Origin of the sequence: Janthinobacterium sp. PC23-8 (assembly GCF_002250505.1) — a bacterium.
In the GTDB taxonomy this organism is placed as follows: Bacteria; Pseudomonadota; Gammaproteobacteria; order Burkholderiales; family Burkholderiaceae_D; genus Janthinobacterium.
On the sequence record NZ_NJGY01000001.1, the window covers coordinates 1,953,324 to 1,979,543 of the forward strand.

At 62.1% G+C, this 26,220-nt stretch carries 21 protein-coding genes; 15 read left to right on the forward strand and 6 right to left on the reverse strand.

All coding sequences use genetic code 11. From position 1 onward, the window contains the following. Positions 1-203: 203 nt before the first annotated feature. The 9 genes from CD932_RS08480 (at position 204) to CD932_RS08520 (ending at position 13,613) form a co-directional block, all read left to right on the forward strand. Positions 204-1,772, forward strand: coding sequence for a class I SAM-dependent DNA methyltransferase (locus CD932_RS08480; protein WP_094442251.1), 1,569 nt, complete (start codon positions 204-206; stop codon positions 1,770-1,772). After that, positions 1,772-2,959 (forward strand): restriction endonuclease subunit S, encoded by a 1,188-nt coding sequence (locus tag CD932_RS08485; RefSeq protein WP_094442252.1) that lies wholly within the window; start codon positions 1,772-1,774, stop codon positions 2,957-2,959. Before CD932_RS08480 ends, CD932_RS08485 begins: the two co-directional genes overlap by 1 nt. Next, complete coding sequence (locus CD932_RS08490) at positions 2,956-4,602, forward strand: ATP-binding protein (protein ID WP_094442253.1); 1,647 nt, start codon at positions 2,956-2,958, stop codon at positions 4,600-4,602. The genes CD932_RS08485 and CD932_RS08490 overlap by 4 nt, the downstream gene beginning before the upstream one ends. Positions 4,603-4,804: 202 nt before the next feature. Then, complete coding sequence (locus CD932_RS08495; protein WP_094442254.1) at positions 4,805-8,008, forward strand: type I restriction endonuclease subunit R; 3,204 nt, start codon at positions 4,805-4,807, stop codon at positions 8,006-8,008. Between the two features lie 256 nt (positions 8,009-8,264). Next, the gene (locus tag CD932_RS08500) at positions 8,265-9,332 is read left to right on the forward strand and encodes an aminoglycoside phosphotransferase family protein (protein WP_094442255.1); all 1,068 of its coding nucleotides are present in this window, start codon (positions 8,265-8,267) and stop codon (positions 9,330-9,332) included. Between the two features lie 30 nt (positions 9,333-9,362). Beyond that, positions 9,363-10,079 carry an N-acetylmuramate alpha-1-phosphate uridylyltransferase MurU gene (gene murU / locus CD932_RS08505; RefSeq protein WP_094442256.1) on the forward strand — a complete coding sequence of 239 codons (717 nt, stop codon included), beginning with the start codon at positions 9,363-9,365 and terminating at the stop codon, positions 10,077-10,079. Beyond that, positions 10,079-11,401 carry an aminopeptidase P N-terminal domain-containing protein gene (locus CD932_RS08510; protein ID WP_176460980.1) on the forward strand — a complete coding sequence of 441 codons (1,323 nt, stop codon included), beginning with the start codon at positions 10,079-10,081 and terminating at the stop codon, positions 11,399-11,401. Before murU ends, CD932_RS08510 begins: the two co-directional genes overlap by 1 nt. 8 nt (positions 11,402-11,409) lie before the next feature. Next, positions 11,410-12,561, forward strand: coding sequence for an FAD-dependent monooxygenase (locus CD932_RS08515; protein WP_094442258.1), 1,152 nt, complete (start codon positions 11,410-11,412; stop codon positions 12,559-12,561). Between the two features lie 98 nt (positions 12,562-12,659). Then, positions 12,660-13,613 (forward strand): sensor domain-containing diguanylate cyclase, encoded by a 954-nt coding sequence (locus CD932_RS08520; protein WP_176460914.1) that lies wholly within the window; start codon positions 12,660-12,662, stop codon positions 13,611-13,613. A gap of 7 nt (positions 13,614-13,620) precedes the next feature. Here the strand turns inward: CD932_RS08520 and CD932_RS08525 are convergent, their stop codons facing one another. From CD932_RS08525 to CD932_RS08535, 3 genes are read right to left on the reverse strand one after another with little or no spacing between them, the layout of a single operon-like run. After that, positions 13,621-15,075 (reverse strand): NAD(P)(+) transhydrogenase (Re/Si-specific) subunit beta, encoded by a 1,455-nt coding sequence (locus tag CD932_RS08525; protein ID WP_094443540.1) that lies wholly within the window; start codon positions 15,073-15,075, stop codon positions 13,621-13,623. Positions 15,076-15,083: 8 nt separating this feature from the next. Further along, positions 15,084-15,398 (reverse strand): NAD(P) transhydrogenase subunit alpha, encoded by a 315-nt coding sequence (locus CD932_RS08530; protein ID WP_094442260.1) that lies wholly within the window; start codon positions 15,396-15,398, stop codon positions 15,084-15,086. Between the two features lie 50 nt (positions 15,399-15,448). Beyond that, complete coding sequence (locus CD932_RS08535) at positions 15,449-16,561, reverse strand: Re/Si-specific NAD(P)(+) transhydrogenase subunit alpha (RefSeq protein ID WP_094442261.1); 1,113 nt, start codon at positions 16,559-16,561, stop codon at positions 15,449-15,451. 396 nt (positions 16,562-16,957) lie between these two features. On the opposite strand from CD932_RS08535, the gene CD932_RS08540 reads away from it, so the two are divergent. Continuing rightward, a complete protein-coding gene (locus CD932_RS08540; RefSeq protein ID WP_094442262.1) occupies positions 16,958-17,437 on the forward strand; it encodes an NUDIX hydrolase in 480 nt (159 codons plus the stop codon). Between the two features lie 27 nt (positions 17,438-17,464). Beyond that, positions 17,465-18,580: a tRNA 2-thiouridine(34) synthase MnmA gene (gene mnmA / locus CD932_RS08545; protein WP_094442263.1), complete on the forward strand. Its 1,116-nt coding sequence runs from the start codon at positions 17,465-17,467 to the stop codon at positions 18,578-18,580. A gap of 137 nt (positions 18,581-18,717) precedes the next feature. On the opposite strand, the gene CD932_RS08550 is transcribed toward mnmA, so the two are convergent. From CD932_RS08550 to CD932_RS08560, 3 genes are all read right to left on the reverse strand, one after another. Then, on the reverse strand, positions 18,718-19,122 hold the full coding sequence (locus CD932_RS08550) for a response regulator (protein ID WP_094443541.1): 405 nt from the start codon (positions 19,120-19,122) through the stop codon (positions 18,718-18,720). Positions 19,123-19,162: 40 nt separating this feature from the next. Next, a complete protein-coding gene (locus CD932_RS08555; RefSeq protein WP_094442264.1) occupies positions 19,163-19,936 on the reverse strand; it encodes a 5'-3' exonuclease in 774 nt (257 codons plus the stop codon). Between the two features lie 61 nt (positions 19,937-19,997). Then, complete coding sequence (locus CD932_RS08560) at positions 19,998-20,669, reverse strand: glutathione S-transferase (RefSeq protein ID WP_094443542.1); 672 nt, start codon at positions 20,667-20,669, stop codon at positions 19,998-20,000. A 163-nt stretch (positions 20,670-20,832) separates the two neighbouring features. On the opposite strand from CD932_RS08560, the gene CD932_RS08565 reads away from it, so the two are divergent. The 4 genes from CD932_RS08565 to nagZ all read left to right on the forward strand — a co-directional run bounded on the left by CD932_RS08565 (position 20,833) and on the right by nagZ (position 26,210). After that, positions 20,833-21,885, forward strand: coding sequence for a YjgN family protein (locus tag CD932_RS08565; RefSeq protein ID WP_254926522.1), 1,053 nt, complete (start codon positions 20,833-20,835; stop codon positions 21,883-21,885). A 4-nt stretch (positions 21,886-21,889) separates the two neighbouring features. Continuing rightward, complete coding sequence (locus CD932_RS08570) at positions 21,890-22,876, forward strand: M48 family metallopeptidase (protein WP_094442265.1); 987 nt, start codon at positions 21,890-21,892, stop codon at positions 22,874-22,876. 87 nt (positions 22,877-22,963) lie between these two features. Then, positions 22,964-24,574: an FMN-binding glutamate synthase family protein gene (locus CD932_RS08575; protein ID WP_094442266.1), complete on the forward strand. Its 1,611-nt coding sequence runs from the start codon at positions 22,964-22,966 to the stop codon at positions 24,572-24,574. A gap of 43 nt (positions 24,575-24,617) precedes the next feature. Further along, positions 24,618-26,210 (forward strand): beta-N-acetylhexosaminidase, encoded by a 1,593-nt coding sequence (gene nagZ / locus CD932_RS08580; RefSeq protein ID WP_254926523.1) that lies wholly within the window; start codon positions 24,618-24,620, stop codon positions 26,208-26,210. The last annotated feature ends 10 nt before the right edge of the window (positions 26,211-26,220 follow it).

Below are 26,220 nucleotides of genomic sequence, written 5' to 3' on the forward strand. Positions count from 1 at the left end.
GATAGACGATGAGCGGTCTCTTCAGCAGCACAATCACCGGAATACATACCACCATCATGCGGACGCCCATTTTTCAGCCACGGCATCTGTATACATGGTACATGGCGCGATTTCTGTATACGGTGATTTGTTACAATCATTGGCCAAGAAGAAACACTCACGGTTCAGCCGTCACGCAACAGCCTTCCAGAAATTGATACAAAATGACAAGTTCAACCACGCTGCAAGATCTCGAAAACCGCTTGTGGGCCGCAGCCAACCAGCTATGGGCGATGACCGACCTGAAGCCGTCGGAGTTTTCCACCCCCGTACTGGGTCTGCTTTTCCTGCGCTACGCAGAAAAGAAATTTACCGATGCAGAAGCGCGCTTCGCTGCCGATGGCAAGGAAAAAGCCGATATCGACAAGACCGACTTCCAGGCCGAGGGCGTACTGTACCTGCCCGAGCCTGCGCGATTGAGCTACCTGCTTGATCTGGAGGAAGGCGAGAACTTGAGCAAGGCTGTCAACGACGCGATGGCAGCCATCGAGTGGGAAAACGAAGACTTGCGCGGCGTGCTGCCACGCGGCTACGCCAAGCTCGACAATGCAGTCATACAACAACTGTTGCGCCTGCTGGCGCCGGTAAATGTCGAGGGTGACGCCTTTGGCAAGGTCTACGAATATTTTCTCGGCAAGTTTGCCATGGCCGAAGGGCAAAAGGGCGGCGTGTTCTACACCCCGACCAGCATCGTCAAGCTGATAGTCGAGATTCTGGAACCCTACCATGGCAGGATTTTCGACCCTGCCTGCGGTTCCAGCGGCATGTTTGTTCAGAGCGCGGCGTTCGTCACGGCCCATCAACGGCGCGCAGTCGATGAGCTGGCCGTGTTCGGCACCGAAAAATCGTCGGATACCGTCAAGCTCGGCAAGATGAATCTGGCAGTGCATGGCTTGTCGGGCGACGTGCGCGTGGCCAACAGTTTCTTTGAAGACCCGCACGAAAGCGTCGGCAAGAACGGCAAGGGCAAGTTCGATTTCGTGATGGCCAATCCGCCCTTCAACGTCAGCGGCATCGACAAGGAGCGCATCCAGGGCGACCCACGCCTGCCATTCGGCGTGCCCAGCACCGACAATGCCAATTACCTGTGGATACAATATTTTTACAGCGCGCTGAACGACACCGGCCGCGCCGGCTTCGTGATGGCCAACTCCGCCGGCGACGCGCGCGGCAGCGAACTGGAAATCCGCAAGCAAATCCTGCAGTCGGGCAGCGTCGATGCGGTAGTCAGCATCGGCAGCAATTTTTTCTACACGGTGACGCTGCCTTGCACGCTGTGGTTCTTCGACAAGGGCAAGCGTACCAGTGAACGCAAGGACAAGGTGCTGTTCATCGACGCCCGCCATATCTACCGGCAAGTCACCCGCTCGGTGCGCGACTTCACGCCAGCCCAGTGCGAATTGCTGTCCAATATCGCGCGCCTGTATCGCGGCGAGCAGCCTGAAACCATGCACGGCAGCGACGAACTGATGGCGCAGCATTTTCCTGCCGGCGTCTATGCCGATGTGGCAGGCTTGTGCAAGGTGGCGACCTTGGCCGAGATCGAGGCGCAGGGGTGGAGCTTGAATCCGGGGCGGTATGTTGGGGTGGCGGGAAAGGTTGCCGACGATTTTGTATTTACAGAGAGACTTGAAGAGTTGCATGAAGAACTTATCGCTCTGAATAGTGCTGCGGGCGATTTAGAAATAAAAATTTCGGAAGGAATCGATGCCCTTCTGCAGGAAAGAAACTGATGAGTACTGTACCGCTATCACTGGACTCCGTTTGTGATTTCATCGTCGATTGCGAGCATAAAACTGCGCCAATCCAGAAAGACGGTTACCCATCAATTAGGACTCCAAATATCGGGCGAGGACGACTCAATCTTGAGGGGGTTAATCGTGTATCTGAGGAAACCTATATAAAATGGACAAGGCGTGGGGTGCCTAGATATCGGGATTTGATTTTTTCCCGTGAAGCTCCTGTAGGGAACATCGCAATAATTCCTCGAGGTATAAAAGTTTGCTTAGGACAGCGAACTGTACACATACGGCCTAACGCCAGGAAAATTCATCCTGAATATCTTCTCTATTTATTGCTTGGAGATGAAATTCAGGGGCGATTTAAGTCTCAATCAAATGGTTCGACAGTACATCACTTGAATTTGAAGGATATTAGAGGATTAATCCTGCCAACTCTGCCTTCTTCGCAGGAACAATTCCGTATCGCTGAGATACTATCCACCTACGATGACCTGATTGAAAATAACGCTCGACGTATTACAATTCTGAAAGAGATGGCACGGCGGATTTACGAGGAATGGTTTGTGAACTTCCAATTTCCGGGCCATAAAACCGTGCCGCTCGTCGAATCGGAACTTGGGCCTGTACCCGAGGGGTGGGACGTCGAAACGTTGGACAAAGCACTAGTATTGCAGCGTGGTTTTGATCTGCCAGCAGGCGATAGAAATCCGGGCCAATTTCCCATTATTGCCGCATCCGGTGTAATTGCTTACCACACGGAAAAACGGGCTGATGGTCCGGGTGTAGTCACAGGCCGCTCTGGCACAATTGGCAAGGTAATGTATGTTACTGAAGATTTTTGGCCTCTGAACACTGCTCTTTGGGTGAAAGAATTTGTACGGGTATCTCCTTTATATGGCTTTCATATGTTGTCGGGGATAGATTTCTCGGCAGTTGTGGGAGGTGCTGCAGTGCCTACGTTAAATCGTAATCATGTCCATGCGATGAAAATCGCAATACCGCCCGAAGAGATGGTTATCCGCTTTGACCAAGCGGTTGATCCACTCCAAAAACTTGCCCGCAATCTGGAGTTGAAGAATATCAATCTCCGCCAAACCCGCGACCTGCTGTTGCCACGCCTGATTTCAGGCGAACTGGACGTTTCGACAATGCCGATGCCCGGGGACATGGCCGCATGAGCGAAGAAAACCAGCTCTACGACAAGAAGTCGTTGAAGGTGCTCAAGGGCGGCGATGTGGGCTTGCGCGATTTGGCCGGCGATTGCGTGGCCTTTGCCAATGCCAGCGGCGGCCGTATCGACATCGGCATCGAGGACGATGCCAGCGCGCCGGAGCCCGGGCAGCGCGTGAGCGATGCGCAGCTCGGCAAGCTGCAAAAAATGATTCCCAGCCTGACGGTGAACGTGTCCATTTCGGTGACCCGGGAAGTCACGGAGAACGGCGGCGAAATCCTGTTGCTGCAAGTTTTTCCATCGCGGCAGAACATCGCCGCCACGTCGGACGGGCGCTATTTTTTGCGCGTGGCCGACGAGTCGCGCCGTCTGATGCCGGAAGACCTCGGGCGCCTGATGAACGACAAGTCGGCTTTCGTATGGGAAGCCCAGCCGATGCGGCAAGTGTCAACGCAGCAGATGGATACCGGCAAGGTGCGCGACTTCCTGCGCCTCATTCGCAGCTCCGACCGGGTCAGCGAACGCGTGAAGCAAAAGTCGGATCGCGAAATGCTGGAGCACTACCTGATGGTGCGCGATGATTGCCTGACCAATCTGGGGGTGCTGTGGCTGGGCTTGCGCAATGACCGCGCCGTGCTGCGCCATGCGCCGATTGTCCAGTTCATCCGTTACGACGAGCTGGGCAACAAGGTATTCAAACGCACGTGGGATGAATACAGCCTGAACCCGCAGGAACTGATCGAAGCCATCTGGCGCGACGTGCCGGATTGGCAGGACAGTTATGAATTCCCTGACGGCCTGTTCCGCAAGAACATTCCGCACTTCGACGAAGTGGTCGTGCGTGAACTGTTGGCCAATGCGCTGGTGCATCGGCCCTATACGCAGGGCGGCGATATTTTCATCTGTTTGTACCCGGACCGGCTGGAAGTGCACAACCCGGGCTTGCTGCCGCTGGGTGTGACGGCGGCCAATATCTTGCATACGACGAAAAAACGCAATGACCATCTGGCGCAAGTCTTTTATGACCTGCGCCTGATGGAGCGCGAGGGGTCGGGTTTTGACAAGATGTATGAAGTGCTGCTGGCGAGTGGTCGGCCCGGTCCGGTGGTGGTGGAAGGCGATGATCGGGTGACAGTGACGGTGGAACGCCGGGTGGCGCACCCTGCTGTCATTGACTTGATTGACAAGGCCGACCGCGCCTATCAGTTGCAGGCCCGCGAACGCATCATGCTGGGCTTGATTGCCCAGCATGAGTCGATGACGGCGACGCAGCTTTGCAAGGCGCTGGCGATCAAGGGCGCCGACTTGCTGAGGCCCTGGCTGGGGCGCCTGGAGCATTTCGGTATCGTGGTCACCAAAGGCCGGACCAAGGGCACCGCTTACTCGGTCAGCCCGGCCGTGCTGCGCGCACACGACTTCCGTGGCCGCACTTCGTTGAAAGGCATCGAGCGCCACCGGCTGCGCGAGCTGATCGTCAGTGACTTGCACATTTACGGCGTGGCAAAGCGCGGCGAGATTCATGACCGGATAGGCAGGGACGTGCCGGAGCGGCAGTTGCGCAGCGAGTTGATGAGCATGGTAGAGGACGGTATGCTGGAGGCGATGGGCGAGCGCGGCGGCCGGCGCTATGGATTGACAAAAAAGACGTGAATAACCGCTCAAGTGTCAAAGTTTTGTCAATCTGATTGACCAAGGATTTCGTAAGCCATTGTTAATCAAGGATAATTTCATGGCGTCGATTGCCCGAATCCGTCAAATTTATCAGTAAAGACTGTCAATGCACGGCATCGATCAGGGATTGTTGTTGCGTTTTTCCTGAATGTGAACTTACCTTTCGGAAGTGACCGGAACCATGCTCTACAACGCCGCACAAGCAGTTCCCCTTCATGCGCGCGAAGCGCCGGCCGCCTACGGCGAGATGCTGCTGGTGGAAGCACCGGCAATCGCGCTGCTGCAAACGCTGGGCTGGGCGCACGCCGACCTGTATCAGGAAAAAATAGGCAAGGCGGGCACGGAAGGGCGCGAAAGCGAGCATCAGGTGGTGCTGCCGCGCCGCTTGCGCGCTGCGCTTGAGCGGCTGAACCCCGGCTTGCCGGCGGCTGCCTACGAGCAAGCTGTCGAGCAACTGAGCGCCGACCGCAGCCGCGAGACGCCAGTCAATGCCAATCGCGCCATTTACAACTTGTTGCGCGATGGGGTCAAGGTTGCACTGCCCGATGACGAGGGCACGATGAGTATCGAAACGCTCGCCGTCATCGACTGGCGGCAACCGGCGCGCAATGATTTTTTCGTCGCGACCCAGTTCTGGGTCAGGAGCGATATGTACCGGCGCCGTTGCGACGGCGTGGGCTTCATCAATGGATTGCCGCTGGTATTTCTGGAGTTCAAGGCACTGTCGGTCAATCTGAAGTCGGCGTTCGACGACAATTTGCGCGACTACCGTGGCCAGAGCATCCCTCAGCTATTCCATTACAACGCACTCATCATGCTGTCCAACGGGCGCGAGACGAAGATCGGCACGCTGACATCGATGTGGGAACACTTCGCCGAATGGAAACGTATTTCCAGTGAAGAGGAATCGGCCAGGGTATCGCTGGAAACGGCGCTACGCGGCATCATGGACCATGCGCGCTTGCTGGATATGGTGGAAAATTTCACCTTGTTTGAAGAAGTGCGTGGCGGCCTCGTCAAAAAAATTGCCAAGAACCATCAGTTTTTGGGAGTAAACAAGGCCATCGTCGACATCGCCAGTCTGAAGGAAAACCAGGGGAAACTGGGGGTATTCTGGCACACGCAGGGCAGCGGCAAGAGCTTGTCGATGGTGTTCTTCACGCAGAAAATCCTGCGTACCTTGCCGGGCGCGTGGACCTTCGTGGTGGTCACTGACCGCGATGAGCTCGATACCCAGATCTACAAGACGTTTGCCTGCACTGGCGCGACCGGCGGCGCGAAAGCGCAAGCCGATAGCGCCGCACACTTGAAGGAACTGCTGGCAGGCAACCAGCGCCATGTATTCACACTGATTCAGAAATTTCGCAGCGACCCGGATGCATCTTACCCGGTGCTGTCGATGCGCTCCGACATCATCGTGATGACCGATGAAGCTCATCGTAGCGAATACGGTACCTTTGCCATGAACATGCGCAAGGCATTGCCGAACGCCGCCTTTATCGGCTTTACCGGTACGCCGCTCATTAGCGGCGAAGACGAAAAAACCCGCGCGGTATTTGGCGACTATGTGTCGGTCTACAATTTCGCCCAGGCTGTCGCGGACGGTGCAACGGTGCCGCTGTATTACGAGAACCGCATTCCCGAACTGCAGCTCACGAACGACGACCTGAACAGCGACCTTGAGGGTATTCTGGAAAGTGCGGCCCTCGACGATGAACAGGAAAAACGGTTGGAGCGCGAATTCGGGCGCCAGTATCACCTGATTACCCGCGACGGGCGCCTTGAGACCATCGCCGCCGATATCGTGCTGCATTTCACCGGGCGCGGCTATCGCGGCAAGGCGATGATGGTGTGCATCGATAAAGTGACCGCCGTGCGCATGTACGACAAGGTGCAGGCGCATTGGCAAGCGACAATGACGCAATTGAAGGGCCAACTGGCCCAGGCCAGCGGCGACCATGAAAATGCGCTGCGCGAACGCCTTGCCCTGATGGCCTCGACCGACATGGCCGTGGTCGTGTCGCAGAGCCAGAACGAGGTGGACGAGCTGAAAGCAAAGGGCGTGGATATCGAGCCGCACCGGCGCCTTATGTTGAACGGCAAGCTGGAAGACGATTTCAAAAACCCGGCATCGAACTTGCGCATGGTGTTCGTCTGCGCCATGTGGATGACCGGCTTCGACGTACCGACTTGCTCGACACTGTATCTGGACAAGCCGATGAAGGCCCACACACTGATGCAAGCCATCGCCCGCGCCAACCGTGTGGCAGAGGGCAAGTCCAGCGGCCTGATTGTCGATTACATCGGCATCCTCCAGCGCCTGCAAGACGCTCTGGCAATCTACGCGCGCCCCGGTAAAGGCGGCACCGGCCCTGCCGACGTACCGGTCGAAGGCAAGGAGCAATTGCTTGCCTTGTTGGTGCAAGCGCTGGCCAGCGCCGAGGACTGGTGTACCGTGCGGGGCATCGGCCTGCCGGCCATTATCGCGGCGCAGGGCTTCGAGCGCATCGGCCTGATGATGGATGCGGTCGATGCCATTGTCACCACCGACGAGACCAGGGGACGCTTCCTGCAACTGGCCGGACAAGTGGCCAAGCGTTACAAGACCATCTTGCCGGACGCCAGCGCATCGCGGTACGCCGCAAAATCGATTGCGTTGTCTTTCCTCGCGCGTCAGGTCAAGGCATTGATGCCGCCGGTCGACATCGGCAACGTGATGAGCGACATCGAGGCATTGCTCGACGATTCGATTGCGACCGAAGGCTACCGCATTGATGCGATGGGCATGCCGACGGCGCTGATCAACCTGTCAGAAATCGATTTCGAGGCGCTCGACGCCGCTTTTCAAACCAGGAAGCGCCAACATGTCACTGCCGAGCAATTGAAGGCGGCGCTCGGGAAGAAACTGAAGGATTTGACGGACCAGAACCCGCAGCGCATCAATTTTGTCGAGCGCTTCCAGAAGCTGATCGATGAGTACAACACCGGCAGCAAAAATATCGACCAGTTTTTTAACGAGCTCAAGCGCTTTGCCCATACCTTAAGTGTCGAAGAGCAGCGCGGCGTGGCGCTGGGCTTGTCGGAAGAGGAACTGGTCATCTTCGATATTCTGACCCGCCCAGACCCGGTGCTGACCCGCGAACAGGAGCTTGCTGTGCGGCGCCTCGCAAAGGATTTGCTAGACAAGCTGAAATCTGAAAAACTGATACTGGACTGGCGTCTGAAGCAGCAAGCGCGCGCCGGCGTACAGAAAACCATACGGGACCTTTTTCGCACATTGCCACAGCCCTACACCGTCGATCTGCGCCAGGAAAAGGCCGCTCGTGCTTATGGCTTCGTCTACGATACCTACCCTGGAGGAGCGAGGCCGGGCATGCATGCGTGATCGGTGCCTGCCCACGCCACACCGGGCCGTGTGCCAGGTGGTTCCGAGGCCCCTGGAAATGGCGTATTATTGCACCCAAATTGCCATATACATGTGCACGCAAACGATTTACACGTTGCGAAGCCGGTTCCTGTACAGGGACCATGCTTGAGCCGTGTGCGCTGAAAGTCGCACGCACGGCTCCCGGGGAGGAGCGCTGCCAGCAATGGGGTTCTCCTGTCCTGCGCACCATCAACCCGATTCCACAGGCCGCTTAATGTCATTGTCTTCCCATTCCCCCAACGCGCCGGCACCCGCCGACGCGCGCCTGACCCTGTTGAAAGCCTGGTTGAGCACGCTGAACCTCGTCGCGCCCGATTCCGCCCGCCCCGCGTCGAGCGACGCCAGCTTTCGCCGCTACTACCGGCTCGACGTCCTGCCGGGCGCCGCCAACGTGGCAGGCACCACCCTGATCGCCATGGATGCGCCGCCCGAACGTGAAAACGTGCCCGCCTTTGTCAAGGTGGCGCACCTGCTGAAAAACGCCGGCGTGTCCGTGCCCGAGATCGTCGCGCAGGACCTGGATAACGGCTTTTTGCTGCTGTCCGACCTCGGCACCACCACCTACCTCGATGCGCTGAACCACGACAACGCGGCGGTGCTGTACGCCGAAGCGCTGGAGTCCTTGATGAAAATCCAGCAGGCCAGCGCGCCGGGCGTGCTGCCTGAATTCGACCGCGCCTTCATTCTGCGCGAAATGAATCTGTTCCCGGAATGGTTTATCGGCAAGCACCTGGGCGCCACCCTGACCGACGTGCAGGAAACCCAGCTGAACAAAGTGTTCGAGGCGATCACGGCCAATATCCTGTCGCAGCAACAAGTGTTCATGCACCGCGACTACCATTCGCGCAACCTGATGCATGTCAACGACGGCTCCCTGCCCAACCCCGGCATCCTCGACTTCCAGGACGCCGTGTTCGGCCCCATCACCTACGATATCGCCTCGCTGCTGCGCGACGCCTATATCCAGTGGGATGAGGAACTGGTGCTCGACTGGGTGATCCGCTACTGGCAGCGCGCCAAGCAGCTGGGCCTGCCTGTCAATCCCGATATCGATGCGTTTTACCGCGACTTCGAATTCACGGCCCTGCAGCGCCACCTGAAAATCCTCGGCCTGTTCACGCGCCTGAACTACCGCGACGGCAAGCCGCTGTACATGGGCGACCTGCCCACCGTGCTCGACTACGTGCGCAAGACGGCCAACCGCTATACGGAACTCAAACCGCTGGTGCGCCTGCTCGACGCGCTCGAGAACAAGACCCCGCAGGTAGGCTATACCTTCTGAGCCGAACACCGATACTGAAAAGACCGACCCATGAAAGCCATGATCTTCGCCGCAGGCCGCGGTGAACGGATGCGTCCGCTCACCGATACCTGCCCCAAACCGCTGCTCAAAGTGCGCGGCCGTCCGCTGATCGTCTGGCACGTGCTGAACCTGGTGCGCGCCGGCATTACCGAGATCGTCATCAACCATTCCCACCTCGGCCACCTGATCGAAGCAACCCTGGGCGACGGCAGCCAGTACGGCGCGCGCATTGCGTATTCACCGGAAACCACCCCGCTGGAGACGGCCGGCGGCATCGCCCAGGCCCGCCATCTGCTGGGCGAGGAGCCGTTCCTGGCCATTTCCGGCGACATCTATTGCCCCTACTTCGACTTCAGCCAGGTACGGGATGTGCTGGCCGACAAGGACGTGCTGGGCACGCCTTATCCACCAGACCAGCGCGATATCGCCTGGACCTACCTGGTGCCCAATCCCGATTTTCACCCGCACGGCGACTTCGGCCTGACCCTGTATGCGATCAACAATACGGGCGAGCCGAAATGGACGTTTGCCAATATCGGCGTGTATCGCCCTGAAATGTTCGACGGCATCGCCCCCGGCGAGCACGCGGGGCTGGGCGACCTGCTGCGCAAGTATGCGGACCTGGGCCGCATCGGCGGCGAAATCTATCCGGGCGAGTGGACCAATGTCGGCACGCCGGCCCAGCTCGACATGCTGAACGGCGTCAAGGCGGGCACCCCGTCATGATGGCCAATTACGCGGCGCGGCGCGCGGCCGTCATGGCGCACATGCCGCCCGGCAGCGTGGCCATTATCGCCACCGCGCCCGAGGTGGCGCGCAACAGCGATTGCGACTACCCGTATCGCCACGACAGCGCGTTTTACTATCTGAGCGGTTTTGCCGAACCGGACAGCGCGCTGGCGCTGGTGGCCGCCAGCAGCACCGCGCCGGCGCGCGCCGTGCTGTTTTGCCGCGCCAGGCATGCCGAGCGCGAAATCTGGGATGGCTTTCGCCACGGCCCGGAAGCGGCGCGCGCCGCCTTCGGCTTCGATGCGGCGTTTGCGATCGAGGAACTGGACGTGGAAATGGCGCGCCTGCTGACCGACGCGCCGGCCATCTACTACCCCATGGGCGGCAGCCTCGACGCACAAGTCAAGCTGTGGCGCCAGACGGTGCGGCAAAAGGCGCGCAGCGGCGTGCTGCCGCCGGCCAGCGCCATCGATATCAGCCCCATGCTCGACGCCATGCGCCTGCTGAAAGACCCGCAAGAGCAGAACCTGATGCGGCGCGCCGCCGCCATTGCCAGCGCGGCCCATGTGCGCGCCATGCGCGCCACCCGCCCAAGCCTGCATGAATACGCAATCGAAGCCGAACTGCTGTACGAGTTTCGCCGCAGCGGCGCGCAGTTCCCGGCCTATTCTTCCATCGTCGCCGGCGGCGCCAACGCCTGCGTGCTGCACTACTGCGCCAACGACGCGGTACTGAACGACGGCGAACTGCTGCTGGTCGACGCCGGCTGCGAGCTCGATGGCTACGCCTCGGACATCACCCGCACCTGGCCCGTCAATGGCCGCTTTTCCGCGCCGCAGCGCGACCTGTATGAACTGGTGCTGGCGGCGCAGCAGGCCGCGCTCGACATGGTGCGCCCCGGCCTGCGGCAAAGCCTGATCCACGAAGCGGCGCTCACCGTGCTGGCGCAGGGCATGCTGGACCTGAAACTGTTGGACCGGCAAACCAGCGGCGGCGTGCAGGACGTGATCGCCGACAAGGCCTATATGCCCTTCTACATGCACGGCACCAGCCACTGGCTGGGCATGGACGTGCACGACGTGGGCGCCTACCGCGACACGCAGGCCGAAGGCAAGCCGTGGCGGCTGCTCGAAGCGGGCATGGTGCTGACGGTGGAGCCGGGCATCTATGTGCGCCCTGCCGCCGGCGTGCCGGAGCACTTCTGGCACACCGGCATCCGCATCGAGGACGACGTGCTGGTCACGCCGCAAGGCCATGAAATCTTCAGCACGGCGCCGAAAAGCGTGGCTGAAATCGAACAACTGATGTCACCGGATTGAACCGCCGCATGCCTACACCGTCTTCCTTCGATCTTGCCATCTGCGGCGCCGGCCCGGTCGGCATGGCGCTGGCCGCCCTGCTGGTACGGCGCGGCGCGAATCTGACCAACCCGGCCGGCATCGCCCTGATCGACGCCAAATCGATCGAGCAGGCCAGGCGCGACCCGCGCACCGTCGCCCTGTCCTACGGCAGCCGTCAGATCCTGGAAGAAGCGGGCGCCTGGCCGGTGGCGGCCACGGCTATCCATGAAATCCACGTATCGCGGCGCGGGCGCTTCGGGCGCAGCCTGATGGACCGCGCCGAACATGGCGTCGATGCGCTCGGCTATGTGGCGCGCTATGGCGACGTGGTGGCGCTGTTGTCCGGGGTGTGCGAGGATCTGGGCGTGACCACCTTGCGCCCGGCGCTGGTCACCTGCTGCACGGAAGATGGCAAGGGCGTGACCGTGACGCTGGAACAGGATGGCGTGGCGTCCGATATCCGTGCGCAGTTGCTGGCGCAGGCCGAAGGCGGCCTGTTTGGCCAGCAGGCCGAACGCGCCAATAGCCGCGACTATGGCCAGAGCGCCATCATCGCGTGGGTGAAGGCGGACGCGCCCGTCGCGCACCGCGCCTATGAACGCTTTACCGACGACGGTCCGCTGGCGCTGCTGCCGCAGGACGACGGCTATGCGCTGGTGTGGTGCGTGCCGCCGGCGCGCGCCGAACAGTTGCTGGCGCTCGACGAGGCCGCATTCCTGGCGCGCCTGGGCGATGCGTTCGGCGCTCGCCTGGGGCGTTTTACGCACGCCACGGCGCGCCTGGCTTATCCGCTGGGCTTGAATGCGCAAGCGACCGGCACGGCGCGCACGGTGGCGATCGGCAATGCCGCGCAAACCCTGCATCCTGTCGCCGGCCAGGGCTTGAACCTGGGCCTGCGCGACGCGGCCGTACTGGCCCGCGTGCTGGCGCAGGATCATGGCCCGGCAGGGCTGGCCAGGTACACGACATTGCGCCAGGCCGACCGCGGCGCCACGGTGCGCGCGACCGACACCATGGCGCGCATCTTTACGGGTTCCAGCCCCGCGCAGGCCATGCTGGGACTGTCGCTGGGTTTGCTCGATATCGTCAGTCCCGCGCGTAAAACGCTGGCGGAACTGATGATGTACGGCAAGCGCTGAGCACGGCACGGGCGAAAACGTCACAGCCGGCCACGCCGGCATGGAGTAAACAGCGGGGCGATGCGACAATGGGGATCAATCGGATACTGGCCAGCCCCATGACAGATGCACTGCCCGCGCTTCCCCAAGTCCTGTATTCCCGCCTGCTGGAAGACGCGCTCGACGCCGTCCTCATCATCGACGAGCAATGCCGCATCTGCTATATCAATGGCGCCATGCAGGCGCTGTCGGGCTATGCCAGCGGAGAGTTGCTGGGTCAGCCCCTGAACGGCCTGCTGCCCGACGCGCTGGCGGCCCAGCATGACGGCATGGTATTGGCCTATATCCGCAGTTCGCGCACCTCCAAGGTGCTCGGCAAGATACGCGAATTTGCCATCCGCCACCGCGATGCGCGGATGATCCCGATCGAAATGAAAGCCATGGACCTGGGCGCGGTCGACGGCGTGCGCTACTTCGGCGCCTTTCTGATCGATGTGCGCGAACGGCGCGAGCTGGCGGCGAAAAACGCCAGCCTGCTGGCGCAACTGGAACAGCAGGCGCTGTGCGACACGCTCACATGCCTGCCGAACCGGCGCGCCTATGAAGCCCAGGCCGGGCAGGCGATGGCGCGCGCGATGCGTATTGGCAGCGGCAGTCACAGCGGCAGCGACAGCCTGCTGGCGGTCGGCGTGGCCGACCTCGATCACTTCAAGACCATCAATGACCGCCATGGCCACGCCGTCGGTGACGCCGTGCTGCGCACGGTGGCGCAAGTGCTGCGCCAGGCCGGCCGCGTCACCGACATATGCGCGCGCCTGGGCGGCGAGGAATTCGGCCTGCTGTTCCCGGAGACGACGTTGGCCCAGGCCGTCAAGGTGGCCGAGCGCATCCGCGCTGCGGTCGCTTGCGCCCCCACCATGCTGCCCGACGGCACGGCGCTGCATGTGACGATGAGCATCGGCGTGGCCAACCTGGCCTGTGGCGCCACCCTGGACGCGGCCATGTCGGACGCCGACCGCGCCTTGTACCAGGCCAAGCACCAGGGCCGCAACCAGGTGGTCGCGGCCGCGTGAATCACCGTTACTCGACGGCCTTGAGCATGTCCTCGATGACCTTCTTGGCGTCGCCGAACACCATCATCGTATTGGCCTGGTAGAACAGGTCATTGTCCAGGCCCGCATAACCGGAGGCCATCGAGCGCTTGTTGACGATAATGCTCTTGGCCTTGTAGGCTTCCAGGATGGGCATGCCGGCGATCGGCGACTTCGGATCTTTCGCCGCCGGGTTGACGACGTCGTTCGCGCCCAGCACCAGCACCACGTCGGTCTGGCCGAATTCGCCGTTGATGTCCTCCATCTCGAACACCTGGTCGTACGGCACTTCGGCTTCGGCCAGCAACACGTTCATATGGCCCGGCATGCGCCCGGCCACCGGATGGATCGCATACTTGACGGTGACGCCCTTGTGGGTCAGCTTTTCCACCAGTTCTTTGAGGGAATGCTGGGCACGCGCCACGGCCAGGCCATAGCCGGGCACGATGATCACGGTTTCCGCATTGCCCATGATAAAGGCGGCGTCGTCGGCCGAACCCGATTTCACGGGCCGCTGTTCCTGCGCGCCGGCCGCCCCCGCCGCCGGCGCATCGCCGCCGAAGCCGCCCAAAATCACGTTGAAGAACGAGCGGTTCATCGCCTTGCACATGATGTAGGACAGGATCGCACCCGACGAACCCACCAGGGAGCCCGCGATGATCAGCATCGAGTTATTGAGCGAAAAACCGATACCGGCCGCCGCCCAGCCGGAATAGCTGTTGAGCATGGAGACCACCACCGGCATGTCGGCGCCGCCGATCGGAATAATGATCAGCACGCCCAGCGCAAAGGCGATGATGGCCATGATGACGAACGGCGTCCAGGCCGGCTCGACGCCGTCGGCAAAGCAGAACGTCAGGCCCAGGCCGACCATCACCAGCGCCAGCACCAGGTTGAGCAGGTGCTGGCCCTTGAAGCTGACGGGCGCACCCTGGAACAGACGGAACTTGTATTTGCCCGACAGCTTGCCAAAGGCGATCACCGAGCCGGAAAAGGTGATGGCGCCGACAAAGGTGCCGATAAACAGCTCGAAGCGGTTACCGATCGGCAGTGCCTGGCCCTGCTCGGCGATATTGAAGGCCCACGGTTCCGACACGGCCGCGACCGCGATGCACACGGCCGCCAGGCCTATCAGGGAATGCATGGCCGCCACCAGTTCCGGCATCTTGGTCATTTCCACGGTTTTGGCCAGATAGGCGCCGATCGCGCCGCCGGTGACGATGCCGATGATGACCAGGGTCAAGCCCATGCCGCCGGTCTGCTGCTCCTTCAGTTTCAGGATCAGGGCCACCGTGGTGACGGCGGCGATCGCCATGCCGGAAATGCCGAAGGCATTGCCGCGGCGCGCCGTGGCCGGCGACGACAGCCCTTTCAGGGCCTGGATAAAGCACACCGAGGCGATCAGGTACATCATCGTCACCAGGTTCATGGTGACGAAACTCATGGCGTGGTTCATGGCTTGTCTCCCTGCTTGGCCTTCGGTTCCTTTTTACGGAACATTTCGAGCATGCGCTGGGTGACCATGAAGCCGCCGAATACATTGACGGCCGCCAGCGCCACGGCCAGGGTGCCGGCCGCCTGGGCCAGCGGGCCTTGCGTGAGGCCGGCGGCCAGCATGGCGCCGACGATGATGATGGCCGAAATGGCGTTGGTGACGGCCATCAGCGGCGTATGCAGTGCCGGCGTGACGGTCCAGACCACGTGGTAGCCCACATAAATGGCCAGCACGAAGATGATAAGGTTGGTGATGGTGTGACTGATATCCATGGTGCCGCTCTCCCGATGTCGATGATTATTTTCTGACTTATTTGCGTAACTCATTTGCGTAACACATCGCCGCCCGTGCACACCAGGCTGGCCTTGATGATTTCGTCCTCGCGGTCGATCAGGAGCATATCGTCCTTGTCGATGATGAGCTTCAGGAAATCGAGCACGTTGCGCGCATACAGGGCCGAGGCGTCGGCCGCCACCAGGGTTGCCAGGTTCGGCTCGCCGACGATATGGACGCCATGTTTCACCACCGTCTTGCCCAGTTCGGACAGCGGGCAGTTGCCGCCCTGCTCCACCGCCAGGTCGACGATCACGGAACCGGGCTTCATGGCTTTCACCGTCTCTTCGGAGATCAGCACCGGTGCGGCGCGGCCCGGGATCAGCGCGGTGGTGATGATGATGTCGGCCAGCTTCGCCCGTTCATGCACCAGTTCGGCCTGGCGCCGCATCCAGTCGGCAGGCATGGCGCGCGCATAACCGCCCGCGCCCTTGGCGATCTCCCTTTCCTCATCGGTCAGAAACGGCACGTCGAGGAACTTGGCGCCCAGCGACTCCACTTGTTCCTTGACGGGCGGGCGCACGTCGGATGCTTCAATCACGGCGCCGAGGCGCTTGGCGGTAGCGATCGCCTGCAGGCCGGCCACGCCCACGCCCATGATCAGCACGCGCGCGGCCTTGACGGTACCGGCGGCCGTCATCAGCATCGGCATGAAGCGCTGATAGGTGTTGGCCGCCACCAGCACTGCCTTGTAGCCGGCGATATTGGCTTGCGAGGACAGCACGTCCATCGATTGCGCGCGCGTGATGCGCGGCACGGCCTCGAGCGCAAAGGCGGACAGGCCAGCGCCGGCCATGGCGGCAATATTGTCGGCGTCAAACGGATTGAGCATGCCGATCAGCACCGTGCCAGCGGCCATCAAAGCGCGTTCGGCGGCATCGGGCGCACGCACCTTGAGCACGATGGCGCAGCCATAGGCTTCCTGGGCGCTGGCGATCTGCGCCCCGGCGGCGGCGTAAGCGTCGTCGGGAATCGAGGCATGCAGGCCGGCCCCGGCCTGCACGACGATCTGGTGCCTGGCCGCCAGCTTCTTGACGGTCTCGGGCGTGGCCGCGACCCGGGTTTCGCCGGGCCGCGTTTCGGCCGGTATGCCTATCCTCATGATGCCTCCAGAAATTATTAAACTGACTAGAATCTAACACGTAAACCACAGCCGTAAACATTTGTGAAGCAGCAACTTCCAGGCGCCCGGTACACATTCCCGCAGAGCCGGTGCGTACCGCGCGCGCCGCGGCGATGCGCGCTTGTGACAATTTCGCCACATCACGGCATTCGTGCGCGCTTGTTTTGACCACGCAGAGCGCCTATATTGGCGGGCGCACCGGGCGCCTTGCCGTCAAACTCGTCCATGCTAGTGCGCGCCCCCGGCACGATGTAAGTGCCTTCCCCTGTTATTTGCAAAAACGTTGTCTTTTATCAATATGTCGGCGCAAAGCAAGCCGGGTTCAGACCGCGCGCGCAGAACAAGATAAAATGTCGGCTCTTTCAAGGATGGATCATGCCGAGAATCTGGAAACCCTCTGTCACCGTTGCCGCCATCGTCGAGCGCGACGGCCTGTTTTTACTGATTGAAGAAGAGACCAGCGAGGGCGTCAAGATCAATCAACCGGCCGGCCATCTCGACCCGTTCGAGTCGCTGGAACAGGCGGTGATCCGAGAAACGCTGGAAGAAGCGGCCTACGATTTCATCCCCACCGGCCTGGTCGGCATGTACATGTCGCGCTACCAGTCGGTGCGCACGGGCGAAGACGTCACCTATTTGCGCTTCACCTTTTGCGGCACCGCCGGCGCCGAACATGACCGCCCGCTCGACGAAGGCATCCTGCGCACCATGTGGATGACGCGCGATGAACTGGCGGCCTGCCAGGACCGCCACCGCAGCCCGCTGGTGCTGCAATGCGTCGACGAATACCTGGAAGGCCGGCGCGCGCCGCTGGCGCTGCTGCACACGCATGCCTCTGTCTTTAACAGTGCATAGCGATTATTTAAATCATTGGAAAGCAAGATGAGCAAGAAGAAAGTCGTGATCGGCATGTCCGGCGGAGTCGATTCCTCGGTCGCCGCGTGGATGCTGAAGGAACAAGGCTATGAAGTAGTCGGCCTGTTCATGAAAAACTGGGAAGACGACGACGATTCGCAATACTGCTCGACGCGCCAGGACTGGATCGACGCGGCCAGCGTGGCCGACGTGATCGGCGTCGATATCGAGGCCGTCAATTTTGCCGCCGAATACAAGGACCGCGTGTTCGCCGATTTCCTGCGCGAGTACCAGGCCGGCCGCACGCCGAACCCGGACGTGCTGTGCAACGCCGAGATCAAGTTCAAGGCCTTTCTCGACCATGCGATGCTGCTCGGCGCCGACCTGATCGCCACCGGCCACTATGCGCGCGTGCGCCAGGCGCCGGCCGACGCGCATCGCTACGAGCTGATGAAAGCGGTCGACGCCAGCAAGGACCAGAGCTATTTCCTGCACCGCCTGAACCAGGCGCAGTTGTCAAAGACGCTGTTCCCGCTGGGCGAAATCCCGAAAACGGAAGTGCGCAAGATCGCCGAAAAACTGGCGCTGCCGAACGCGCAGAAGAAAGACTCGACCGGCATCTGCTTTATCGGCGAGCGACCGTTCCGCGAATTTTTGAACCGCTACCTGTCCTACCAGCCCGGCCCGATGAAGACGGCCGACGGCAAGACCGTGGGCGAACACGTGGGCCTGAGTTTTTATACCCTGGGCCAGCGCAAGGGCATCGGCATCGGCGGCGTGAAGTCGTACCAGCATGCCGACGGCAGCAGCGACGCCTGGTATGTGGCGCGCAAGGATATCGCCAGCAACACCCTGTATGTGGTGCAGGGCCATGACCATCCGTGGCTGCTGTCGCCCGCGCTCTCGGCCGACCAGGCCAGCTGGATCGCAGGCAGTGCGCCGCAGGCGGGCAGCTTGTCGGCAAAAACCCGCTACCGCCAGGCCGACGTGGCCTGCCAGCTGTTGCCGAGTGGTGATGAACTGTTCGGCCTGGCCTTCGACCAGGCCCAGTGGGCGGTCACGCCCGGCCAGTCGGCCGTGTTGTATGATGGCGATGTCTGCCTGGGCGGCGGCATTATCGCCAGTTCAACCGGGGTGCTGTAACAATTGTATGCGTCAAGTTCAGTATCAACGCCTGAGAAAATCGTAGCGAGCGGCAGTGAGTTGTGGCCGAGAAGCGCAACTGTACTTTAGTACAGTGAGCATCGCCGGCCGCAAATCGCGACGCGCAGTAGATTTAATCAGGCGTCCTTCTGAGCAGCGGCCAAAGCCTGCTGCTTGCGCACCATCGCAATGACGGTATTGCGCACGGTTTTGAGCACCGTGTCGGCCATGAAGGGTTTCACGATAAAGCCCGACACGCCCATCGCGTGCGCCTGCTGCAGCGAGGCCGCGTCGATGCCGCCCGAGACCATGAAGATCAGGGTTTTCGGATATTGTTCGCGGATGGTTTGCACCACGTCGCTGCCGTCTTCCACCTGCTCGCGCGCGATGCACACGAAATGCGGACGGTGCTTGACCAGCAGCGCCAGGCCCAGCGCGCTGGTATGGCTCTGGCCGCACACATCGTAGCCGCCATCGGTCAGCACCGTATTGAGCAGGCCGCGCGCCACGGCGCTGCTATCGATCAGGACTGCCTTTAACATCATGATGACTTCCCTTGCTTGGTTGTTGCCTGGCGCACGGTTACTTCTCCCACGCCAGCATGTTCCACGTCACGCCCAACTTCACATCGGTTTTCAGTTCGACGAGCTTTCTTGAAAGATACAGTATTTCGCGTTCTTTTCGCAGGCTTTCACCGAGCGCCCCGGGTAAAATGCCGGCGCCGGCCATCACGGCGTCGATATTGCCGTAAGCGCGCAACAGTTTGGCGCCGGTTTTCAGGCCGATTTTCGCCACGCCGGGGATCGAGTCGGTGACGTCGCCCATCAGCGCCAGCAGGTCGGGCAACAGCTCGGGCGGCACGCCGAATTTTTTTTCGACCCAGGCATGGTCGTGCCAGGCGCACTTGAAATGGTCCCAGACCAGCGCGCCATGCGCGATCAGGCCATGCAAATCCTTGTCGGTGGTGGCAATCACGGCCGCACCGCGCCCTTCCCTGAGCCAGCGCATGACGGCCGTGCCGATCACGTCGTCCGCTTCCACCTCGGGGATGCTGACCACGTGCAGGCCGAAGCCGGCCAGGGTGGCGTAAAAGCCGGGCAAGGCGTCGCGCAGCACCTGCGGCATCGGCTGGCGCCCTTCACGGTAACCGGCATACAGGGCGTGGCGCCAGGTCGGGCCGCCATAGTCGAAAGCGGGCAGCACATGCGTCGGCTGGTGGTCGTTGATCAAGGTGCGCAACGACGACAGCGCATGGCGCAGCGCGATCTGCGCCTTGAGGTCGGAATCGGGTTCAGGACTGGCTTCGTAGACGCGGCGTACGATATTCAAGCCGTCGATAGCGAGGAGTCGGGCCATGCGGTAAGTTGATGCTGGTTGAATCGATCATTTTACCGTAGCGTGGCCCGGGCAACCGCGATTACTTGGCGTAATCGTAGGGTCCGCCACGCTCCAATGCCCGTTGATAGGCCGGGCGCGCATGAATGCGCTGCAAGAACGCCGTCAGTTTCGGCAGGCGCGCGTCCAGTCCCGCGCGCGCGGCGGCCGCTTCGAGCGGAAAGCTCATCTGGATATCGGCGGCGGAGAACTCATTGCCGGCGAACCATTTATTCTTGTCCAGTTCCGCTTCCATATAGGCCAGCTGGCTGTCGATATTGGGCTGCACGAAGGTGGTCTTCACTTTTTGCGCGATGCCGCGCGCGATCGGTTTCGCAAAGAACGGCATCGGGCTCGATTCGACCTTGTCGAACAGCAGCTTCATCAGCAGCGGCGACATGGCCGAGCCTTCGGCGAAGTGCAGCCAGTAGGTATAGCGCAGCTTTTCCGGCGTGCCTGCCGTCGGCACCAGACGGCCGTTGCCGTAGCGCTCGACCAGGTAGTCGATGACGGCGCCCGATTCGGCGACCGTGTTGGCGCCGTCGGTGATCACGGGCGACTTGCCCAGCGGATGCACGGCTTTCAGGGCAGCCGGCGCCAGCATGGTTTCCGGGTCGCGCTGGTAGCGCCTGACCTCGTACTCGAGGCCCAGTTCTTCGAGCAGCCACAGCACGCGCTGCGAGCGCGAATTGTTGAGATGGTGGACAACGATCATGGTATTCCCGTCAGCGATAAAGTGACTGCCAGTATAGCGTGCACGCCCGTCGGCGCCGCGCACGCCGCCAGAAGCAAAAACATTGCGCACGATCAATATTTCAATTGACAACATCTTGCCGATCCAGCATCTTGCTTATTCCTCAATTGCAAGGATCATCCGCGTGGATATCGACAACCAACAGCCAACCCTCAAGCGTGAAGCGATAACCTTCAGCGCCACCGGCAGCGAATACTTTCGCATCTGGATCGTCAACCTGCTGCTGAGCATCGTCACCCTGGGCATTTATTCGGCCTGGGCCAAAGTGCGCCGCAACCGCTATTTCTATTCGAGCACCCATCTGGCCGGCAGCAGCTTCGAATACCATGGCAACGCGATTGCCATTCTCAAGGGCCGCATCGCCGCCGTGGTGCTGATCGCCGGCTACAATATCGCCTTCCAGGTCTCGCCTGTCATCGGCTTCATCATGTTCGTGCTGATGGCCGCCATCCTGCCCTGGCTGGTCTGGAAAAGCCTGCAGTTCAAGCTGTACAACACCAGCTACCGCGGCATCCGCTTCGGCTTTGGCGGCAGCGCCAAACAGGCGTATCTGTACTTCCTGCTGCTGCCGATCCTGAACGCGTTGACCCTGGGCCTGCTGACACCGCTGCTGCACCAGCGCATGAAGCGCTTCCAGCACACGGAAAGCCGCTTTGGCGCCAGCCATTTCAGCTTTGACGCCACCGTCGGCAGCTTTTACAAGACCTATCTGCTGTTCTTCGTGATCCTGATCGCCGGCCTGCTGGCGCTGATCTTCGTGGTGTTTGGCGGCGTATTTACGGCCTTTGCCGCGAATGCCAACAACCCGGCCAAGGTCGGCAGCCTGCTGGTGGCCATCGGCGCGCTGTACCTGTGGGCGTTTACCGTGCTGCCACTGTTCCTGACCATGATCCAGAACCTGATCTGGAACCATACGCGATTGCAGCAGCACCAGTTCGCCTCGCAGCTGACCTGGGGCCGCACCACCTTCATCATGCTGACCAACCTGCTGGGCATCGTCATCACGCTGGGCCTGTTCACGCCGTTCGCCCATGTGCGCTGGCTGAAATACCGACTGGAAGCGACCGCGCTGCTGGCGCACGGCAGCCTCGATGAATTCGTCGCCGCCACCGGCCAGCAAGTATCGGCCACCGGCGAAGGCGTGGTCGACCTGCTGGACTTCGACCTGTCGATGTGAGGCGATGAGCGCACCCATCCCCGCGCGCTACTTCGACGGCCAGACCTCGCGCCTGTACCACGTCACGCTCGGCGTGGACGAGGGCCAGGCCGTGCTGGCCGGCGACATCGAGCGACGCTGCCCGTTGGCGCAACTGCATGTCTCCGAGCGCACCAGCCACGCCGTGCGCAAGGTCAGCTTCCCCGACGGCGCCTACCTGGAAATCAGCGACCAGGCCGCCTTCAACGACCTGCTGCATGCCAGCGGCCATCGCGACAGCCTGGTCGTGCGGCTGCAGCAAAGCTGGCGCGCCACCGTGCTGGCGCTGCTGGCCACCGTGCTGGCGCTGTTTCTGTGCTACCAGTATCTGCTGCCGCTGGGGGCCAAGGCCCTGGCCTATGCGCTGCCGCCAGCGGTCGAGCGCCAGCTGGGCCAGGGCGTGCTGGACATGCTGGACCGCCATGTGTTCGCGCCGAGCGCGCTCGGGCAAGCGCGCCAGGACGGCTTGCGCGCGCAGTTCGCCCGCCTGGCAACACCGGATGGCAGCCGGCTCGAGCACCGCATCGTTTTCCGCAAAAGCAAAATCGGCCCGAACGCCTTCGCCCTGCCCTCGGGCGACATCGTGCTGACCGACGAGATGGTGGAACTGATGCCCAACGACCAGGCCATCATGGGCGTGCTGGCGCATGAGCTGGGCCACTTGCAGCGGCGCCACCTGACGCGGCGCATCATCCAGACCTCGGCCGTCGGCGCCGGCGCGGCGCTGCTGTTCGGCGACGTCTCGGCGGTGGTGGCGACGCTGCCGCCACTGCTGCTGGACATGAAATATTCGCGCGACGTCGAGCGCGAAGCGGACGACTACGCGATCGCCATGCTGCGCCGCAACGGCATCGCGCTCGAGCACCTGGCGCAGGTGTTTGAGGCGCTGGGCAAGTTTGACCACGGCACCCAATATCTGTCGAGCCATCCGGCCAGCGCGGAAAGAGTCGCGCGCATCCGCGCCGCGCAATAGCCAGACCAGCCGTGGCGGCAGCGACCGCCACGGCCTTTGCAAATCACCGGTACACTCTGTGGCCAGAGCGACCTTACCGGAGTGTCCATGCCCCTTTTTTCCATCCGCTACCTGACCCTGATCGCGTCGGCAGCCCTCTTTGTTCTCTCGCTGTTTTTCTACGACCATTACTGGCTGCCGCTGCTGGCCGGCACGCTGACCTTGCTGGGCATCAGCGACCTGCTGCAAACGAAGCACGCGCTGCGCCGCAACTATCCCATCCTCGCGCATTTCCGCTATACCTTTGAAAGCGTGCGCCCCGAGATCCGCCAGTATTTTCTGGAGAGCGACAGCGAGGCCACGCCGTTCTCGCGCAACCAGCGCAGCATCGTCTACCAGCGCGCCAAGCAGGAAACCGACAAGCGCCCCTTCGGCACCCAGCTCGACGTCTATGAAGCCGGCTATGAATGGATCAACCATTCGATCGCGCCGGCCGTCGTCAGCGGCTTTGACTTCCGCATCGAGATCGGCAACCATCCCGATTGCCCGCGCGCGCGGCCGTACTCGGCCAGCGTGTTCAATATCTCGGCGATGAGTTTTGGCGCGCTGTCGGCCAACGCCATCCTGGCGCTCAATGGCGGCGCGCGCCGCGGCGGCTTCATGCACGATACGGGCGAAGGCAGCATCAGCCCCCATCACCGCGCCAACGGCGGCGACCTGGTGTGGGAAATCGGCTCCGGCTACTTCGGCTGCCGCAACCCGGACGGCACGTTTTCGGAAGAGCGCTTTATCGCCAACGCCAGCTCCGAGCAGGTCAAAATGATCGAGCTGAAAATGTCGCAGGGCGCCAAGCCCGGGCACGGCGGCGTGCTGCCGGGGCCGAAAGTGACGATCGAGATCGCCGTCACGCGCGGCGTGGCCGTCGGCGAGGACTGCGTCTCGCCGGCTGCCCACAGCGCCTTTTCCACGCCGATCGAGATGCTGCACTTTATCGACCGGCTGCGCACGCTGTCGGGCGGCAAGCCGACCGGCTTCAAGCTGGCCATCGGCCACCCGTGGGAATTTTTCGGCATCGTCAAGGCGATGCTGGCCACCGGCATCACGCCCGACTTCATCGTCGTCGACGGCAGCGAAGGCGGCACCGGCGCGGCACCGCTGGAATTTACCGACCATGTGGGCACGCCGCTGCAGGAAGCGCTGGTGCTGGTGCATAACACCCTGGTCGGCGCCAACCTGCGCGAGAGAATCAAGATCGGCTGCTCGGGCAAGATCATCACCGCCTTCGACATCGCGCGCTTGCTGGCGCTGGGCGCCGACTGGTGCAATTCGGCGCGCGGCTTCATGTTCGCGCTCGGCTGCATCCAGTCGCAAAGCTGCCATACCGACCGCTGCCCGACGGGCGTGGCCACCCAGGACCCGCAGCGCCAGCGCGCGCTGGTGGTGCACGACAAGATCGAACGGGTGGCCCACTTCCACCAGAACACCATGAAGGCGCTGGCCGAGCTGATCGCCGCCGCCGGCCTGAACCATCCGCAGGAGCTGCGCCCGCACCATCTGGTGCGGCGCATCTCGCCGAACCAGGTTCGGCTGGCGTCGGCCCTGTTGCCCTTCCTGGAGACAGGCCAGCTGCTCGACCCGGACCAGTTGCCCAAGCTGCCGCCCGTGTTCAGCGTGTACTGGCCGAAGGCGCAGGCCGAGTCGTTCAAATCGCTCGATTAATACCCGTTCAAAACCACTTGCAGAGGATGTCGCATCCCCTACAATGTCGGGCACGATAGCGATCGTCACCCACAGGAACACCGGAGAAAAGGCAATGGAGCAGGGCTTGCGCGAGAAAACAGGACAGCTGTTCATGGTGGGTTTCGATGGCCTGGCGGCCGACGACCATATCAGGACGCTGATCCGGCGGTACCAGATCGGCGGCGTGATCCTGTTTCGCCGCAATGTGCAGTCGCCCCGGCAGGTCTCCGCCCTGTGCCGCGAACTGCAGGAGATCAACGCGGAAGTGTCCGACATCCCTTTATTGATCGCGATCGACCAGGAAGGCGGCATGGTGATGCGCATCGAGCAGGGCGTCACGCCCATCCCTTCCGCGATGGCCTTCCAGGCGGCCGGCTCGGTGCCTGACTGCGAACGGCTCAACCACGTCAGTGGCGACGAGATGCGCCAGGTCGGCGTCAACCTGATGCTGGCGCCCGTGCTGGACGTCAACAACAACCGCGACAACCCGGTCATTGGCGTGCGCGCCTATGGCGAAGACGCCGCCACCGTCATCGACTACGGCATGGCCGCCATGCGCGGCCAGCAATCGAGCGGCGTGGCCGTCACCGCCAAGCATTTCCCCGGCCATGGCGACACGGCCACCGACACGCATCATGCGATGGCGAAGGTCGCCCACGATAAAGAACGATTGCAGGCGGTGGAACTGGCGCCGTTTCGCGCCGCGATCGCCTTGGGTGTCGACGCCATCATGACGGCGCACGTGGTGTTCCCGGCCTTCGAGCTGGACACCAGCGTGCCGGCCACCTTGTCGAAAGGCGTGCTGACGGACCTGCTGCGCGGCCAGATGGGGTATGAAGGCGTGGTGATTACCGACTGCCTGGAAATGGCGGCGATCGCCGACGGTATCGGCGTCAGCGGCGGCGCCGTCGCCGCCTTGCAGGCCGGCGCCGATATCGTCCTGATCTCGCACAGCCAGGCGCGCCAGCAGGCGGCCATCGAGGCGGTGCTGGCGGCGGTGGACAGCGGTGCGCTCGCCATGGCGCGCATCGACGAGGCGGTGGCGCGCGTGGCGGCCCTCAAGCGCGTGCACGCGGTGCGCGACTGGCGGCAGCGCGCCGTCACGCCGCCGGCGCTGATGCGGCCAGAGGCACTGGCGCTGGCGCACAAGGTGCAGCAGGCCGCGCTGCGCGTGCCGGGACCCTATCGCCCGCTCGACGCCGGCCTGCCGGTGACCCTGATCACGGTGGAAGTGCGCGCGCGCAGCGAGATCGACGAGGTGGCGCTGGGCCGCCACCAGGACGCGCGCAGCTCGATGCTGCCCGCCCTGCTGGCGGCCGGCTTCGAGGTGCGCGAGTTTGCGCTGTCGACCCAGGCGCAGCCCGCAGAAGTGGACGCCGCCCTCGCCTTTGCGCAAGGCGCGCGGCAGATCGTGCTGCAGACCTATAACGCCGTGCTCGTCGACGGCCAGCGCCGCCTGTTGGGTGCCCTGCCGCATGACAGACTGTGGCTGGTGGCCGGCCGCCTGCCCTATGATCTGGATCTGGCGCCCGACGCGCAAGGCCGGCTGGCGGCGTTTGGCTGCCGCCCGGCTGCCTTGGTGCCGGTGGTGGACAAGCTGGCGGGCAAGGATTGATTTTTCTCCC

What these genes read in the sequence shown, in the direction of transcription:
- CD932_RS08570 (WP_094442265.1), top strand. Translation starts at nt 21,890, where the DNA reads ATGAGCGCACCCATCCCCGCGCGCTACTTCGACGGCCAGACCTCGCGC.
- CD932_RS08555 (WP_094442264.1), bottom strand. Translation starts at nt 19,936, where the DNA reads ATGGCCCGACTCCTCGCTATCGACGGCTTGAATATCGTACGCCGCGTC.
- CD932_RS08490 (WP_094442253.1), top strand. Translation starts at nt 2,956, where the DNA reads ATGAGCGAAGAAAACCAGCTCTACGACAAGAAGTCGTTGAAGGTGCTC.
- CD932_RS08530 (WP_094442260.1), bottom strand. Translation starts at nt 15,398, where the DNA reads ATGGATATCAGTCACACCATCACCAACCTTATCATCTTCGTGCTGGCC.
- CD932_RS08500 (WP_094442255.1), top strand. Translation starts at nt 8,265, where the DNA reads ATGTCATTGTCTTCCCATTCCCCCAACGCGCCGGCACCCGCCGACGCG.
- CD932_RS08540 (WP_094442262.1), top strand. Translation starts at nt 16,958, where the DNA reads ATGCCGAGAATCTGGAAACCCTCTGTCACCGTTGCCGCCATCGTCGAG.
- CD932_RS08520 (WP_176460914.1), top strand. Translation starts at nt 12,660, where the DNA reads ATGACAGATGCACTGCCCGCGCTTCCCCAAGTCCTGTATTCCCGCCTG.
- CD932_RS08485 (WP_094442252.1), top strand. Translation starts at nt 1,772, where the DNA reads ATGAGTACTGTACCGCTATCACTGGACTCCGTTTGTGATTTCATCGTC.
- CD932_RS08510 (WP_176460980.1), top strand. Translation starts at nt 10,079, where the DNA reads ATGGCCAATTACGCGGCGCGGCGCGCGGCCGTCATGGCGCACATGCCG.
- mnmA (WP_094442263.1), top strand. Translation starts at nt 17,465, where the DNA reads ATGAGCAAGAAGAAAGTCGTGATCGGCATGTCCGGCGGAGTCGATTCC.
- nagZ (WP_254926523.1), top strand. Translation starts at nt 24,618, where the DNA reads ATGTCGGGCACGATAGCGATCGTCACCCACAGGAACACCGGAGAAAAG.
- CD932_RS08575 (WP_094442266.1), top strand. Translation starts at nt 22,964, where the DNA reads ATGCCCCTTTTTTCCATCCGCTACCTGACCCTGATCGCGTCGGCAGCC.
- CD932_RS08515 (WP_094442258.1), top strand. Translation starts at nt 11,410, where the DNA reads ATGCCTACACCGTCTTCCTTCGATCTTGCCATCTGCGGCGCCGGCCCG.
- CD932_RS08495 (WP_094442254.1), top strand. Translation starts at nt 4,805, where the DNA reads ATGCTCTACAACGCCGCACAAGCAGTTCCCCTTCATGCGCGCGAAGCG.
- murU (WP_094442256.1), top strand. Translation starts at nt 9,363, where the DNA reads ATGAAAGCCATGATCTTCGCCGCAGGCCGCGGTGAACGGATGCGTCCG.
- CD932_RS08525 (WP_094443540.1), bottom strand. Translation starts at nt 15,075, where the DNA reads ATGAGTTTCGTCACCATGAACCTGGTGACGATGATGTACCTGATCGCC.
- CD932_RS08535 (WP_094442261.1), bottom strand. Translation starts at nt 16,561, where the DNA reads ATGAGGATAGGCATACCGGCCGAAACGCGGCCCGGCGAAACCCGGGTC.
- CD932_RS08480 (WP_094442251.1), top strand. Translation starts at nt 204, where the DNA reads ATGACAAGTTCAACCACGCTGCAAGATCTCGAAAACCGCTTGTGGGCC.
- CD932_RS08560 (WP_094443542.1), bottom strand. Translation starts at nt 20,669, where the DNA reads ATGATCGTTGTCCACCATCTCAACAATTCGCGCTCGCAGCGCGTGCTG.
- CD932_RS08550 (WP_094443541.1), bottom strand. Translation starts at nt 19,122, where the DNA reads ATGTTAAAGGCAGTCCTGATCGATAGCAGCGCCGTGGCGCGCGGCCTG.